General features: G+C 60.4%; 11 protein-coding genes and 1 tRNA gene. 8 read left to right on the top strand and 4 right to left on the bottom strand.

Annotation, left to right across the window (positions count from 1 at the left end):
* The first annotated feature begins 835 nt into the window (after window positions 1-835).
* Together CRD15_RS01690 and CRD15_RS01695 are read left to right on the top strand one after the other, a co-directional pair.
* Window positions 836-3,532 (top strand): DEAD/DEAH box helicase family protein, encoded by a 2,697-nt coding sequence (locus CRD15_RS01690; protein WP_187401758.1) that lies wholly within the window; start codon window positions 836-838, stop codon window positions 3,530-3,532.
* A gap of 50 nt (window positions 3,533-3,582) precedes the next feature.
* Window positions 3,583-4,938, top strand: a complete 1,356-nt coding sequence (locus CRD15_RS01695; protein ID WP_034973429.1) for a Na+/H+ antiporter family protein — start codon at window positions 3,583-3,585, stop codon at window positions 4,936-4,938.
* A 33-nt stretch (window positions 4,939-4,971) separates the two neighbouring features.
* Here CRD15_RS01695 and CRD15_RS01700 read toward each other — a convergent pair whose 3' ends face one another.
* Window positions 4,972-6,540 carry a metallophosphoesterase gene (locus CRD15_RS01700; protein ID WP_255463687.1) on the bottom strand — a complete coding sequence of 523 codons (1,569 nt, stop codon included), beginning with the start codon at window positions 6,538-6,540 and terminating at the stop codon, window positions 4,972-4,974.
* Window positions 6,541-6,627: 87 nt separating this feature from the next.
* A complete protein-coding gene (locus CRD15_RS01705) occupies window positions 6,628-8,301 on the bottom strand; it encodes an AMP-binding protein (protein WP_034981122.1) in 1,674 nt (557 codons plus the stop codon).
* Between the two features lie 117 nt (window positions 8,302-8,418).
* On the opposite strand from CRD15_RS01705, the gene CRD15_RS01710 reads away from it, so the two are divergent.
* Window positions 8,419-8,721, top strand: a complete 303-nt coding sequence (locus tag CRD15_RS01710; RefSeq protein WP_187401759.1) for a hypothetical protein — start codon at window positions 8,419-8,421, stop codon at window positions 8,719-8,721.
* Between the two features lie 26 nt (window positions 8,722-8,747).
* Here the strand turns inward: CRD15_RS01710 and CRD15_RS01715 are convergent, their stop codons facing one another.
* Window positions 8,748-10,193: a sodium:alanine symporter family protein gene (locus CRD15_RS01715; RefSeq protein WP_034981116.1), complete on the bottom strand. Its 1,446-nt coding sequence runs from the start codon at window positions 10,191-10,193 to the stop codon at window positions 8,748-8,750.
* A 217-nt stretch (window positions 10,194-10,410) separates the two neighbouring features.
* Here CRD15_RS01715 and pgm point away from each other — a divergent pair, with 217 nt between their 5' ends.
* The 5 genes from pgm to CRD15_RS01740 all read left to right on the top strand — a co-directional run bounded on the left by pgm (window position 10,411) and on the right by CRD15_RS01740 (window position 14,681).
* Entirely contained in the window at window positions 10,411-12,066 is a 1,656-nt protein-coding gene (pgm, locus tag CRD15_RS01720) for a phosphoglucomutase (alpha-D-glucose-1,6-bisphosphate-dependent) (protein ID WP_187401760.1), read from the top strand.
* Between the two features lie 179 nt (window positions 12,067-12,245).
* The gene (locus tag CRD15_RS01725) at window positions 12,246-12,992 is read left to right on the top strand and encodes a thioredoxin domain-containing protein (RefSeq protein ID WP_034969573.1); all 747 of its coding nucleotides are present in this window, start codon (window positions 12,246-12,248) and stop codon (window positions 12,990-12,992) included.
* Window positions 12,993-13,141: 149 nt separating this feature from the next.
* Window positions 13,142-13,214, top strand: a tRNA-Ala gene (locus CRD15_RS01730).
* A gap of 203 nt (window positions 13,215-13,417) precedes the next feature.
* A complete protein-coding gene (locus tag CRD15_RS01735; protein ID WP_034969739.1) occupies window positions 13,418-13,654 on the top strand; it encodes a ribbon-helix-helix protein, CopG family in 237 nt (78 codons plus the stop codon).
* 457 nt (window positions 13,655-14,111) lie between these two features.
* Entirely contained in the window at window positions 14,112-14,681 is a 570-nt protein-coding gene (locus CRD15_RS01740) for a vitamin K epoxide reductase family protein (RefSeq protein ID WP_187401761.1), read from the top strand.
* On the opposite strand, the gene nadE is transcribed toward CRD15_RS01740, so the two are convergent.
* Window positions 14,678-15,628 (bottom strand): ammonia-dependent NAD(+) synthetase, encoded by a 951-nt coding sequence (gene nadE, locus CRD15_RS01745; RefSeq protein WP_187401762.1) that lies wholly within the window; start codon window positions 15,626-15,628, stop codon window positions 14,678-14,680. The two genes, CRD15_RS01740 and nadE, sit on opposite strands and share 4 nt — an antisense overlap.
* Window positions 15,629-15,697 lie beyond the last annotated feature (69 nt).

Here is a 15,697-nt window from a genome sequence, read left to right on the forward strand (position 1 = left end):
GGAGGTGCGAAATGTATCAGTATTAATGACGGCATGATAGGTTACCCCGTTGGCGACTACTGTGCCTACCGTATTGCCGATGAAAGAAGTGTTGACTAGACCTTTACATTGGAATTCAATATTTTTTTGTTCTAGTCGCGCTGCGCCTCTGTTTGTCGAACGGGTGGGGACTCCGTGCTTAAGGCTAGCGTCTTTCCACCACAAATAATATTTATACTTTAGTCTACTTTCGTGCCGAATGGATTGAACCTTTTGGTTGCAGATGGTAACTGGTTTAAATCCAATTACTCGAGCATCCCCGTTGTTGGTCCTTGTTCTCACGTGTATATTTCTCGGAATTAGTGTACAAGGGCCAAATCTTTGAGAAAGGGCGTAAGGTTGTGTGATTTTATCCTTCTGGTTTATTATTCTTATTGCTTCGGAGGGGGTATCTGACTGAATGTACTCTATCGATTTTTCTAGTTCAGGAAGAGGGGGCTTGTTTTCAGATGTTATTGGAGTCGGAGGGCTGGGTATCGGACCGCTGCCCATTGCTATCGATATGACGCTCACGATGGATAAGAATGGGTGAAAGTGTGACATATTATCCCTTGTAGTCTGTTTTGTGTGGAATGTACTGGAGTCGGCTTTGATTGGGTGCCAAGTTTGCTTGTCTCGGTGAATAGAGCTTCAACGCTCGAGGTGAAAGACGCTGTCCATAGTATATTGCGCTTCTGAAGAGCTTGAAGGTTTTAGTGGGCAGTGTCTGGAAGAGGAGAGGTAGGAACGCATTTAGGCGAAGGTTTTCGCTGACTACAAGGAGGGCATGTGTGCCTGATCGGTTAGACTTGCCCGCATGGTAGCGCCCGAGACACAACCGCAACCCAGCTGGCGCTTTGCCGGGACCTTCCGGCCGTATCAACAGCGTATCCTCGAACGCTTCGATGACCTGAAGCAGGATCACCGCATCCACGTCGTTGCCGCGCCTGGATCCGGCAAGACGATTCTCGGCCTGGAACTTATCTGCCGCCTCGGCAAACCAGCCCTGATCCTGGCTCCCACCATCACTATCCGCGACCAGTGGATCGATCGTTTTGCAGCGCACTTCCAACACAACGGCGCATCGAACCCGCGGGAGTGGTGTTCCACCTCGCTACACAACCCGGCCTTCCTGACGGTCATCACCTACCAGGCGCTGTACTCCGCATACACCCAGGCGCTCGACGAGGAAACGGGGGAGGACTTCGCGGACCTCGACATCCTGGACGCAGTCCGCGACATCGGAACGGTGTGCCTCGACGAAGCACACCACCTGCGCTCCCAGTGGCACCGCGCCCTGACAGCCTTCATGGAACAGCTGGGCCGCCGAAAAGCAGTGCCCAACACCATCGCGCTCACGGCTACCCCGCCGTACGATTCCACCCCCAGCGAATGGCAACGCTATGAACAGCTGTGCGGCCCTATCGACGAGGAAATCTTCGCCCCCGAACTCGTGGCCGCCGGTAACCTGTGCCCGCATCAGGACTACGTCTACGTTACGAAGCCCAGCCAGGCAGAAGAGCAGGAAATCGCCGAGCTGCGTCGGCGTGGAAACGAAGTGTTAGTAGACCTGCAACGGCAGGGGATTTTGGCGCAACTGGCGGAGGATCTCGGCCAACTCACGGACGAACAGTTGCAGGTGGCCCTCGACGACGAGGAGAATTTCTACGCCCTCAAAATCCTTCTTGCCGCTGCTGGGCATCCGATTGCGCCACATGTCCAGGCGATACTCAGCGAAAAGCGCCCGGAACTCGCCGGCGAGCTGGGGCTGCAGTTCGTCATCGATCACCCCGACTTCTTCCGCGCCAGCTCTTCAGTGGCCTCCGCTCTGCGGGCCAACAATCTGCTGAACAAGGGGAAGATTTCCGTCACCGGGGAGACGAGGGTCAACAGCATCCTCACCCATTCCGCGGGCAAAATCCGCGCCGTTAGTGACATTGCCGAAGAAGAAGTCTCCGCGATGTCCGACAACCTGCGCCTGGTGATCCTCGCGGATTACGTCCAACGGGATTACCTGTCCAGCGTGGGCAGCGACGATGCCCTGGTCCACGTGGGCGTCATCCCCATCTTCGAAGCACTGCGACGGCGCGTAGGAGGTACCGCAAGGATCGCCGCCATCAGTGGTTCGGTGATCGTCATCCCGCGGGCGGCGCTGGACGAGGTGAAGCGCTTCGCGGTGGACCTCGATGGGGAAGTCACCGCCACCAAGAACCTCAACGACGAGTATGTGGAGGTGCGCTTTTCCGGCGGCACGCGGGTATCCGTTCCCGCCATTACCCGCGCCTTCCAGGAAGGACTGTTCACGATCCTGGTGGGCACCGCCGCCCTGCTGGGGGAGGGGTGGGATTCACCCTGCGCCAATGCGCTCATCATCGCCAGCTCCGTGCGGGCGTTTATGCTGACCAACCAGATGCGCGGCCGGGTGATCCGGGTGGATCCCGCCGTTCCAGATAAGACCGCGAACATTTGGCATATCGCAACGTGCGAACCGAGCCAAGGTGCCGGGCGCGGGACATGGCTCGACCAGGCGGTACAGAGCGGGGCGCAGGCGCTGAACGTCGGTGCGGGGGAGTCGCTCGAAGTCCTGGGCTCGCACGACGTGCGTTCGCTGCAGAAGCGCTTCGAGGCCTTCGTCGCGCCGCGTGCCGATGCGCCAGTGATCGAGAACGGCTTCGAGCGCTGCTTCGCCGAGCCACCCCTGCGCGCCTACCGCAGCATCGATGCTGCCAACGAACAGATGCTGGCCCGAGCCTTCCGCCGGGATCTCATGCGCAACCAGTGGCTAGAGGCATTGGGCATGGGGAATGTGCCGGATGGCCAGCCCTACGAGATGCAGTTCCACGTCGACGTTGAAAAGCCCGCCTCGGCCGGAGTAGTGCCGTACCTGGACGTTATCCTGGGCTACATCTTCTTCCTCGCGGTCATGTTCGGGCTGGCGGTGGGGCGCGTTCTGCCGCACCTCCCGGTCGGGGGACAGTGGCTGGCTTTCGGGGTGCTTGCGCTGCTCGGTGGCGCTGCGGCGCTAATGCGCACGCGGAAAGTCCAACAGCTGACAGATACCACCAAGCGCCTGAAGGCCGAGGCCACGGCGTTAGCGCGCACGCTGAGCGCACTCGGCTTGATCGAAACTCGCAACCTCATGGCCATCGTCGACGAAGGGGCTGTCGGGGCGAATGTGCGCCTGTCCGGCGGGACCTTCGCCGAAAGGAAGCTTTTTGCGGACGCCATGTCTCAGCTGTCTGGGGAAGTCCGTAACGCGCGCTATCTGATTACGCCCGCGCATCACCTCCACATCCGCGGAATCTTCTGCGCCCAGTCTGTGCCTGACGTGCTCGGCACGCGCCGGGAGAACGTGGATGAATTCGTGGGGCAGTTAGAGCGCGTGGGGCTGCCGATGCGGGCGGTGTACACCCGCAATTCGGAAGGGCGGGAGTTCTTGCTGCAGGCGCGAAAGCTCAGCGGTGCCAATATTGCAGCCCGCCTGACGAAACAGACACGGCGCTACGGACGGTAGCTACTGTTGGGATTTCCTATTGTCTGGCCCCTCACACTACTCTAAGGTGCATGAACGCAGTCCTCGTTGCCGTCGTCGTCATGCTGGCCCTCGCCCTGCTTCGGGTGCATGTGGTGTTGGCGCTGTTCATCGGAGCTCTTATCGGTGGTCTCCTTAGCGGCCTTGGCCTCGATGCCACGATGGTGGCATTCCAAGAAGGCCTTTCCGGCGGCGCACAAATTGCACTGAGCTATGCCCTCCTTGGCGCCTTCGCGATGGCCGTAGCCAGCGCAGGACTGCCCAAGCTTTTGGCAGATTCGATCTTGGGGCGACTGGGCGTCACAAACGAAGAAACAAAGAGTCGCGCCGTCGCCGCAACGAAATGGCTGATGCTGGCAGGCATCCTCGCAATGGCCGTGATGAGCCAGAACCTCATCCCCGTGCACATCGCGTTCATTCCGCTGATCATTCCGCCGCTGTTGAGCGTTTTTAATAAGCTGCAGCTGGACCGCCGCCTGGTCACCTGTATCCTGACGTTCGGCCTGATCACCACGTACATGTGGATTCCGCTGGGCTTCGGTTCGATCTTCCTGAACGACATTCTGATGGCTAACATCTCCAAAGCGGGTATGAACACTGACGGCATCAACGTGATGTCGGCAATGGGAATCCCGGCGCTGGGCATGCTCTGTGGCCTGTTGGTGGCGGTGTTTATTACGTACCGCAAGCCACGCACGTACGAGGATCGCCCGATCACGGATGCCGGGACCACATCGGACGAGGAGATCTCCCGCTACAAGATCTTCGTTTCCATCATCGCGATCATCGCGACCTTCGCCGTGCAGGTGGTTATGCAGTCCATGGATATGGAGGCTAATTCGCTTCTGATCGGCGCCCTGGTTGGTTTGACGATCTTCATGGGTACCGGCGCAGTTGATTGGAAGAAGGCCGACGATGTCTTCACCGCTGGCATGCGCATGATGGCCTTGATCGGCTTCATTATGATTACCGCTCAGGGCTTCGCCGAAGTCATGAAGGCTACCGGCGAGGTCGAAAGCCTGGTCAACACCTCCGCCGATCTGTTCGCGGGCAACAAGGCCGCCGCCGCGCTGGTGATGCTACTGGTTGGCCTGGTGGTCACCATGGGCATCGGCTCGAGCTTTTCCACCCTGCCGATTGTCGCAACGATCTACGTGCCTTTGTGTGCGTCGATGGGCTTCTCGCCGCTCGCTACTGTGGCGATCGTGGGTACTGCGGGTGCTCTTGGTGACGCCGGATCCCCGGCCTCCGACTCGACCCTAGGCCCCACGTCGGGTCTGAACGCGGATGGCCAGCACGACCACATCCGGGATTCCGTGATCCCGACGTTCCTGCACTTCAATATTCCGCTGCTGATCGCAGGTTGGATCGCGGCGATGGTTCTATAGCGAAGCCGCGCGCTCCAGCCGCGCTGGAGCGACTTAGTAGCGCACCACTAGGTTGCGCGCGTCCGTCGGCCCGAGCAGAATCTCCGGCGCCAGGCCGAAGTTGGTCCAGCGGGTACGGCTGGCCCAGTCCAGAGCCTCCTCACCCATGTTGTGGCGGAAGTTCACGGCAATGCCGTCGGAGTAAAAACGCAGCTGCGTGGCGCCGGTGGGCCAATTCTTCGCCGCCGGAGTCTCCAGGAAAACCGCGTGGGTATCCACGTCCGGCTTATCGCGGTGGGCACGGTGGGTGTGGCCCGCCAGCACCAGCTTCACACCCGGGGCTGCTTGGATCATCTTCTGCAGTCGGATCAAATCCGGGTCGCGCAGGATGAAAGCAGGTCCGGCGGCGTTCGACCAGCCGGCTTCGCGCGTCATGGGGTGGTGCAGCATCAGAACGGTCGGTTTGTTTGGATCGCGGCGCAGGAAGCCCTCGATCTGACGGAACTGCTGTGGCTCGATCCGCCCGCCGGACTTATCCAGCTCCGTGGAATCGATGCCGATCACGCGCACGCCCGCGGGCTCCAGATCCATCATCCAGGCCTGCTGCCGGGGTTCGAAGACATCGCCGAAGGGATCGAAGTGCTCCTTGCCATAAGGAGTAGCAGTCTCGTATCCAGAGGAACCGTCCGCCTTGTGCGGGCGGTCGTGGTTGCCACGGGTCACGCGCCATGTGCCGGAGAACTTGTCCAGCATCTCCTTCGCACGACGGACCTCGGCCGGGCGGGCTTCGCTGGTCACATCGCCGTTGACAAACAGGTGCGTGGCTCCGTAAGCCTCGGCGGTCTGAATCACTGCGTCTAGGCACACCTCCGGGTAGGGCGCGGACTGTGGGTTCGGAACAGCAGGTGGCGGGAACCCGTCGAACCATAGCCCGTCCTGTGCCTCGCCCATGTGCACGTCGTTTGCCACAATGACGGTCTGCAGCAGGTCACCGGAAAGACGTGGCAGGGTGGTGAACGCCCGCTTGTTCTCCTGGAAGTAATTGTGCGTCGCGTTGGCTTCGACCCCGTGGGAGGAAGCGCTGAAACGATACGTCGTCTCGGGCTGCAGTCCTTCGACCGTCATGATGTGGAAGAAGGTGTTCTTCTCCGAGCGCACGATCTTCGTATCCTGTGGGTTGTCCTCCGGCCACACGCGCAGCGTGCCTTCGGTCGGCATGCCCACGGGGCGTTCTGCGATGCTGACCTTCGCATCCCACGTCAGCCAGCTGATCGTCGCCGAATCCTCCGTGACAGTCACGACCTGCAGGTCGCCAGCCAGGAACTTGCCCTTCGGGCCGGAACCCTTACGGCCCATCACCCAACCGGTCTCGGAGCTACCGATGTTGCTTGGGGTGTAGCTGGCCGAGCTGGCCATATTCGGCGTATTCGCCGAACCCAGCGCCGAGCTACCGGTCAGCCCGCTGCCCGCGAGACCACTACCGGCCAGGCCGGAACTGCCCGCACCCGTGCCTGGAGCAGCACCCGCATTGGCAAGCGGCCCCACCACGAAGGCTGCGGAACCGGCGCTGAAGCCTAGTGCTTTGAAGAATCGGCGTCGAGAAAAAATACCTTTACTGCCCATGAGCGCACAGGGTAAAGGGCGTGCGTGACGAACAGCCGGCCTCGAGGCAGCGGGCAGGGAAAGGTCGGGCGAATACTGGGTTAACGGCTAATTAATCTTCTGCTCGTGACCCGCCCAGGCCTCTTCGCGCAGCGCGTTCTTGCGGACCTTGCCTGTGGAGGTACGGGGGAGTTCGTCCAGAATCCGCACGTCGCGGGGAACCTTGTAACCGGCGATGTGGGCGCGGCAGTGGGCGATCACGGCCTCTTGCACGGCGGACTGATCAGCGTCGCGGGCCTCCGGGCGCAGAACCACGTAGGCGCGTGGGCGCTCGCCCCACTTCTCGTCCGGCACGCCGATCACCGCGCAGTCGGAGACGTCAGGGTAGCTGATCACGGCCTGCTCGACCTCGATCGTAGAGATGTTCTCGCCGCCGGAAACCACCACGTCCTTCGCGCGATCCATCAGCTGGATATAGCCGTTGGGGTGCATCACCCCCAGGTCGCCAGTGTGGAACCAGCCGCCGCGGAAGGCATGCGCGGTGGCCTCTTCGTCGTTGAAGTAACCGGCCATAATGCCGTTGCCGGTCAGGATGATCTCGCCCAACGTTGCGCCGTCGGCGGGCACGTCGACCAGCGCCTCGTCCTGGCTTTCAGTTGGCTGGATTACGCGCACGTCCTCGTTGGTGATCGAGGCCACACCCTGGCGCGCCTTGAGCACCGCGCGACGGCGAACCGTCATGTCCTCCCATTCGGGCTGCGCTTCGCAGACGGTGAAAGGCCCATAGCTTTCGGTCAGGCCGTACACGTGGGTGACCTCCACTCCGATGTTCTCGCAGCGGGTGATGGTCGTCGGGCTCGGCGGTGCGCCTGCGGTGGCTACTCGGAGGTTCGTCACGCGCCGCTTGTTTTCGTCGTCGACCAGGGTGTTCAGTACAGCCGGTGCGCCGCAGAGGGCGGTCACGCCCTCGGTGCGGATCAGTTCCCACATCTCCGGGCCCCGTACCGCGCGCAGTGCCACCTGGGTTGCGCTGACGGCCATTGCTGCCCAACCGGTGCACCAACCGGAACAGTGGAACATCGGCAGTGTCCATAGGTACACCGTGTCGTGGTTGAAGTGCTGCGTGTGCGCTTGCCCCAGCGCGTTCAGGTACGCGCCGCGGTGCGTGTAGATCACACCCTTGGGCTTGCCCGTCGTGCCGGAGGTGTAGTTAATCGCGATCGTCTCGTTCTCATCGCGCACGCGGTAGGGCAGTGGCTCTTCGTCGCGGTGCCCTGCCAGGTAGGCGCTAAAGGTCTTTACTAGTGACGCCCCCTGCGGGTCAGTATCTGCCCTTTCAACCTGGGGTTCTACGCCTTCCTTGTCGGCGATGTACACGGCCCGGCGCAGGTCGCGCTCGCCACTATCGAGGATGGGGTCGATCAGTTCTTTTTCACCGATAAGCACGTCGATGGAAGCGTGGTCGAGGATGTGGTTGACCTCTGCTGGGGCTAGGCGGGTGTTGATCGGCACCGTGACCGCGCGTGCCAGTGGCACGGCGAACTGCGCTAGTAGCGCCTCGTAGCTATTGGAGGCGAGGATGCCCACCCGGTCGCCTTCAGCGACGTGGTCGGCGATCAGTGCGTGGGCGAAGGCTTGTGCATCGGCGTTGAATTCGGCAAAGGTGATGCGTCGCGGTCCGTCGACCGCGGCTACCTTGTTGGAGTGAACCTGTGCGGAGCGCTGGAGGAAGCGCAGGGGAGTAAGGGGAGCGTTCAGGCCGTGCTGTGAAGCGAATGTCATGCCCGCGACTGTAATTCAGATCACTAAAACCTGTGTGGGATTTGAAGAATTTGAGCTTTGATACCGTGGGAAGGGATGAGGTATTCACGATCTGTTAAGGAAATTGTTGGTTCGCAAATGTCTCGTCGCGCTGGCGCTGCAGCGGTCGCGTCCGCACAGGAGGGCTCGGGCAGCAAGCTCACGCGCATCTCCGTTGATGGAAAAGATGTAGATCCCAAGCTGCTTTCCCCAGTCCGTTGCAAGCTGGATGAAGACGATGGCCGCAAGGTGCTGGAAGTCGACTTCGGTATCGACGACGACCACGCTGGCTCGGCCACGGTGAAGCGTAAGGGTGACGCTTATGTTGTCGAAGGAAACCCGGTGGAGGACGACTCGAACCGCACGATCGCCCTATCTGTGGAGTTCACCTGCGCCAACTAAAACGCTGGAGCTAGGGCGCCCCGCAACTAGAGTGCACTGCGCCACGGGTTCTTTGTATCGACGAGGAATTTCTCCACGTCCTCCGGGCGCGCCCGAAGGGTGGGGTCGAAGTCCAGGTATGCTTTGGTTTCCCGAGCGATCAGGCCAGACAGGATCAGCAGGCCAACCAGGTTCGGCAAGGCCATCAGTCCGTTGGCGATGTCTGCGAAGGTCCAGGCCAATCCGATCTCCGTCGTGGCGCCGACGAAAACCACGCAGGTGAACAGCATTCGGTAAGGCAGGGAGGCCCAGGGTCCGAAGGCACGTTCCGCGTTGCGCTCGCCGTAGTAAGACCAGCCCAGGATCGTGGAGAATGCGAAGAACACGATCGATAGGGAGACGATGGTGCCGCCCCACTCCGAGCCGATTCCCTTGCTAAAGGCCTGCGCCGTCATGTTTGCTGCATTGTCCTCGCCCGTGTCCCACACACCCGTGGTGATGATCACCAGGCCAGTCATGGTCACCACAATGATCGTGTCGATAAAGGTCTGAGTCATGGAGACCAATCCCTGGCGTACAGGGTGGGTGGTCTTTGCCGCTGCTGCGGCAATTGCGGCCGAACCCATACCGGATTCGTTTGAGAAGATGCCGCGGGCCACACCCATCTGCATAGCCAGCATGATGCCGGACCCTAGGAATCCACCGGTGGCAGAGGTTCCCGTGAAGGCGTCACTAAAGATAAGGCCGAAAGACTCCGGGATCTCGCTAGCGTGCAACCCCAGCACGACGAAACCGCCGACGATATAGATAAGAATCATCAGCGGCACGAAGGCCGAAGTGACCTTGCCGATCGAGCCGATGCCACCCAGCAACACCGCGCCGACTAGCACGAACATCACCGCGCCGGTGACGGTGGGGCTGACGTTGAACGTGTCCTCTAGACCCGCGGCCACAGCGTTGCCCTGGGTGAGGTTTCCGATGCCGAATGAGGCGATGATGGCCGCGATGGTGAAGAACCACGCCAGGAACGTGCCCAGACCGCCCGGAATGCCCAGCGACAGGTAGCGCTGTGGGCCACCGGAAACCTGGCCTTTCGAATCGGCCACGCGGAAGCGAACACCCAGGAAGGCCTCCGAATACTTCGAGGCCATACCCACCAAGCCGGTGACCCACATCCAAAACAGCGCGCCGGGACCACCGACGGAAATTGCAGTAGCCACACCCACAATATTGCCCACACCGACGGTGGCAGCCAGAGCCGTAGTGAGCGCCTGGTACTGAGTGATGTCGCCTTCGCCGCCTTCGTCATCGCGGTCGATAAGCCCGTGCCGCAGTGCCACGAATAGCTTGCGGAACTGCACGCCACCTAGGCGGAACGTCAGCCACAGGCCAGTGAGCAGCAACAGTGGGATAAGCAGCCACTGGCTCCAGACAAACTGGTCGATCTTATCCAGGTAGTTCTGGAGGGACTCGGCGAAGGAAACGTCTTGCATGAACTACAGAGGGTACGCCGGTGGTAGGGAGAGGTGAAATGTTTTCACAAAAATCTCAGCAAAATTGGCTACCGCGCAGCCGCGCGTTAAAGAGTCGTCAAGGGGGGCGTTGAACGGGTGCAAGAGCGCTGAAAAAAGCCGCGGAATCGGGCACGATAAATGGTGAGCTGCAAGAAAATGCTTTCAGCCCTTTCAGGCACCGACCGAAGGAAAGAATATGCACCCACGCGCTGGCCAGCCCGCCACCCCCGACGACCTAACCGACATTCCCGCCCTGCTGGAGGCCTACTCCGCAAAGGTTCCCAACCTGGACGATCCGGGCCAGCGCGTAAGCTTCGGTACCTCCGGCCATCGTGGCAGTGCCTTCGACGGGGCTTTCAACGAAGCACACATTCTGGCCACCACTCAGGCCATCGTCGATTACCGCCGTGAACAGGGCATTAACGGCCCCCTGTTTATCGGCCGCGACCCGCACGCACTGTCCGAGCCCGCCGAGGCCACCGCGCTTGAGGTCCTGGCCGGCAACCGGGTGACCGTCAAGGTGGACCAGGAGCGTGGCTTCGTTCCCACCCCGTCCATCAGCTTCGCAATCCTGGAGCACAATAAGCAGCTGCCCGGCGGCCCGGAGGGTACCGATGCTGGCCGCGTCGACGGCATCGTCATCACCCCTTCCCACAACCCGCCACGCGACGGTGGCTTCAAGTACAACCCGCCGACCGGTGGCCCTGCGGATACCGACGCCACCAGTTGGATCGCCCGTCGCGCCAACGAGTACCTGGATGCGGATCTGGCTGGAGTGCAGCGTTCCACCTCGACCGAGTTGGTAGAAAACCACGACTTCCTGGGCAATTACGTCGCCGCTCTGCCGGAGGTTATCGACCTCGAGGCCATCCGCAGCGCGGGCGTGCGCATCGGCGCCGACCCGATGGGTGGTGCCTCCGTCGCCTACTGGGAGCGCATCGCCGACGTGCACGGCCTCGACCTCACCGTCGTCAATCCGACGATCGACCCCGCCTTTGGCTTCATGACCTTGGACTCCGACGGCAAGATCCGCATGGATTGTTCTTCGCCGTCCGCGATGGCCTCTCTGGTCGATGCGGTCGCCGGCGCCGGTGGGGCTTCGTACGACATAGCCACTGGTAATGACGCTGATTCCGACCGGCACGGAATCGTCACGCCAGATGCAGGCCTGATGAACCCGAACCACTACCTCGCCGTCGCTATTGAGTACCTCTTTAGCCACCGCGAGAACTGGCCGCAGGATGCTGCCGTGGGCAAGACCCTGGTGAGCTCCTCCATGATCGACCGCGTGGTGGCCCGCATGGGGCGCAACCTGATGGAGGTGCCGGTCGGATTCAAGTGGTTCGTGCCGGGCCTGGTCAACGGATCCGTGGGCTTTGGTGGAGAAGAATCCGCAGGTGCTTCCTTCCTCCGTCGCAACGGGCAGGTCTGGTCGACCGATAAGGACGGCATTATCGCTGACCTGTTGGCGTCCGAAATAAAGGCAACGACCGGCAAGAGCCCATCCGAGCGTTACAAGGAGCTAGCCGAGGAGCTCGGGGCGCCGCAGTACAAGCGCATCGATGCGCCGGCGAACCGTGAACAGAAGGAGCGGCTGAAGAAGCTCAGCGCCAGCGACGTGGAAGCCACCGAGCTGGCGGGGGAGAAGATCCAGGCGATTCTGACCGAGGCGCCGGGCAATGGCGCGGCCATCGGCGGTGTGAAGGTGACCACCGATAACGCCTGGTTCGCTGCCCGCCCGAGTGGCACGGAGGATAAGTACAAGATCTATGCCGAGTCCTTCAACGGTGCCGAGCATCTGGACCAGGTGCTGGAAGAAGCACAGGTCGTTGTCGACGGGGTGCTGGGATAGTTCTCACTCGGCAGTGGCGGACAGAGGGGTCACGGCAGCCCTAGCCCTGCCGGAGCCACTTGCTGCTGCCCTCGCTGCGCGTATACGGAATATCTCGGGGTCGATTCAGGGTTTTCCCAGACTACTGCGATAGTGTAACGCGCAGTAGACACGTCACCATCTGTTGAAAGGAAAGCTCAGTGAGCCAGAAAATTAAGTCCCCTAATGCTTCTAAAGGGGGCAACGGCTTCCTGTGGGGAATCATCGCGATCCTCGTTATCGCAGCCGTAGCCATTGGCTTTATCGTGTACAACAACCAGAAGCACAAGGTGGACAACATCACCCTGCCGGATGACAAGGTGAATGTGAAGATGACTGCTAAGGACAGCATCGTCACCCTGGAGTCCGAGAACGCCGGGAACGACGTTCCGACTGTTGAAGTTTTTGAGGACTTCAGCTGCCACTACTGTGCAGAGTTGGAAACCGCGTCCAGCGAAGACGTGAAGAAGGCGCTGGAAGACGGGAAGGTGAAGGTACAGTTCCGCTTCATGAACTTCCTGGACCGTGGCGATGAAACCGGCCCCTCGACCCGTGGCGCCGCCGTGGCCTGGGAAATTGCCAAGACGGGTGACGTGGATGCCTTCTGGAACATCCACCGCTTGATGATGGAAGAGCAGTCCACCGTTACCCGTGATTGGGACTGGGATGACCTGGCCAACGCTGCGGAAAAGATGGGCGTAGATGACGGTGTGGTTGGCAAGATCCGCGACAAGTCCATTAAGGACGAAGGTGCGAAGATCTCCCGTGCAAACGACAAGGAAGTTGAGAAGCGAGAAGGAAATGTTTCCTCGCCGCTGCTTTACAAGAATGGTAAGAAATTTGATCCGCCAGTGAACGAGAAGCGGGAGATGCAATCCTGGGCTCCGGTAGCGCTGGAAGGCAAGTAGTTTCCCGCCGGGTGAGTAGTCACGGAGCATCAGAGCTGTGGCGCCACCCAGGGGCACCTGGCGATTTGGAGAACTTAATTCCAGTGTTGTAGCTTTAGATCCGTTCGCTTCTCAGGGATTTCTTTGAAGGAAATCGCTCGGATAGCAACGGGGCTATGGCGCAGCTGGTAGCGCACCACACTGGCAGTGTGGGGGTCACGGGTTCGAATCCCGTTAGCTCCACAGAACACAGAGCCCTGGTCGGTAACGACCAGGGCTCTGTTATGTATGTGGGTCATTGTGAGAGTTAAAGTGCTCCTATAACTTGACTGGGTGTATAAGCGCGAAACCTGGACAGTTTGACCATCGGGGTAGTCTGGAGCGTGCCGGAGATTCCTATGGTGTACGTCTAGATTTTCGAGTGGGGGAGCTGTATCAATATGGGTATGAACGGTGCACTGATTAATTTGCACATCGATGATGAGCAAAAGAGACGGCTGGATAGATTGTCCAAGCGAACGGGACTGTCCAGTTCTTTCTATGTTCGTGAAGCATTGGGGGCACATCTCGCGGAGCTTGAGTACCTCTACACCTTGGAGGATGAAGCCGCTCAAATCCGCAGGGGGGAACTTGAGACCGTTTCGCTGACTGACTTGGAGGCCGAATGTGACCTGGGAGATTAGATTTTCTCCCCGTGCGGCCAAAGCATATAAGAAGTTAGATAAGCAGAATAGAAGTCGCGTCAGCCAGCTGTTGAGAGAAGTGTCGCGGCTTCCAAATCCTCGATCGCGTGGCAAAGCGCTTTCCGGGAACAGGATTGGTTTATGGCGATGGAGGGTGGGGACCTTCGGATTATTGCCGATATCGTAGACGAGAGCATTGTCGTTGTCGTCGTCGATCTAGGGCATCGGTCGAAAATCTATAAAGGATAATCCGCTTGAGTGGGGATCCCTGTCTGGGCAAGCACGACTGAAGCAAATCCACCGTGCTAGTCTAGTTTTATTGGAAACTGCCCAGCTCAGGAGCGTACAGCGAACCCAATGTAGGTCCACCACATGTCGGAGAATTCCACGTGTCAGAGAGTTCTAGGTTTAGATAGGTCGGGTCGTGAGGGCGTCAGAAAACAAAGAGAGCGAGCACATGAACGGTCTAGGGACAACGAAGCGCTTCGGCTACACCTTCCTAGTGCTGTCTACGATCGGGCTGATTTTTTCCGCGCTGATCATGCACGACAAGCTGCAGATGGCGCTGAATCCCGACTTTAAGCCGGCCTGCACCTTCAACGAGGTGATCTCTTGTACGGACGTGATGGCCTCGGATCAGGCGTCCGCCTTTGGCTTCTCTAACCCGTTCATCGGGCTGATCGGCTTCCCGGTGATGATGACCCTCGCGGTGATGCTGATCGTGGGGGCCAAGCTGCCGCGTTGGATGTGGTACTGCATCCTGGCTGGGCTGGCATGGGGCGTGGTGTTCGTGCACTGGCTGGCCTACGCTGCGATCTACTCGATTGGCGCGCTGTGCCCTTACTGCATGGCCGTGTGGGCAGCGATCCTGCCGATGTTTGTGATGACGTTGGTGCACATCCAACGCGAGCAGCGGCGCGAGGCGGGGGAGGACGTGCCACACTCCGCACTGGGCATGCCGCTGGTGGTTGTTATCGCCTGGTACCTCGCATTTACCGCGCTGATCCTGGACCAGTTCGTGTTCTAGTCCCGCCACCACGCGTCGCGGGGTGTGACTGGCAGGTGTCGCTTGTGACGCGAACGGAACCATAGCCCTTCGATGTGTTCCGCGACCTGCGGGTCGATGTCGGCCGCGCCGTTGGTGCTTTCCAGGTAGTCATCCAGCTGCGCGTACGTTACGCCCAGTGCTTCTTCGTCGGGCAGGGCAGGGCGGTCTTCCTCAAGGTCCGCCGTTGGCACCTTCTGCCACGTGCTGTCCGGGGCGCCGAGGTACTGCAGTAGTGCTGCACCCTGTCGCTTCGTCAGTCCCGCCAATGGAACCAGGTCCGCCGCACCGTCGCCGTGCTTGGTGTAGAAGCCAGTGATCGCCTCCGCCGCGTGGTCTGTTCCAACGACCAGCCCGCCGAGCTCGCCGGCCAGTGCGTATTGCGCGATCATGCGCTCGCGTGCCTTGATGTTGCCCTTATTGAAGTCGCTGACCTGCGTGATCCCTAGGGCTTCGCTGGTCGCGCGCGCCGACTCGTCGGTGGCTCCCTTGATATTTACTGTGACGCCCATACTCGGCGCAATGAACTCCAGCGCAACCTGTGCGTCGTCCTCGTCCGCTTGAATTCCGTAGGGCAGCCGCACGGCGCAGAAGCGGTAGGGCTGGGCCGGCTCTTCCTGCTGGGCTTGTGCATCCTCCTGGTTGAGGCGATCGACAGCCAGCTGGCACAGCCTTCCGGCGAGGGTGGAATCCTGCCCGCCGGAAATGCCCAGCACCAGCGTGCGTGTGTGGGTGGCTCGAAGGTAGTCGGCGATGAACTGTACGCGACGTTCTACCTCTTCGGCTGGGTCGATGGTGGGTTGCACTCCCAATTCGGCGATGATGCGCGCATGCAGCGGGCGGGCGCCAGGGTCACCGTGGATGTCGCGTGTGCCGGGGGTGCGGTCGGAGCTGGGTGGCTTGCCAGTGTGATCTGCAGAGGAGCTCATGCCTTGATGCTAGTCCGTACGGTGGAGGATATGGTGGAGTACGTGGTGCTGTGCCGAAGATGCTGCGTG

Origin of the sequence: Corynebacterium sp. LK28 (genome assembly GCF_014335105.1) — a bacterium.
Lineage (GTDB): Bacteria > Actinomycetota > Actinomycetes > Mycobacteriales > Mycobacteriaceae > Corynebacterium > Corynebacterium macclintockiae.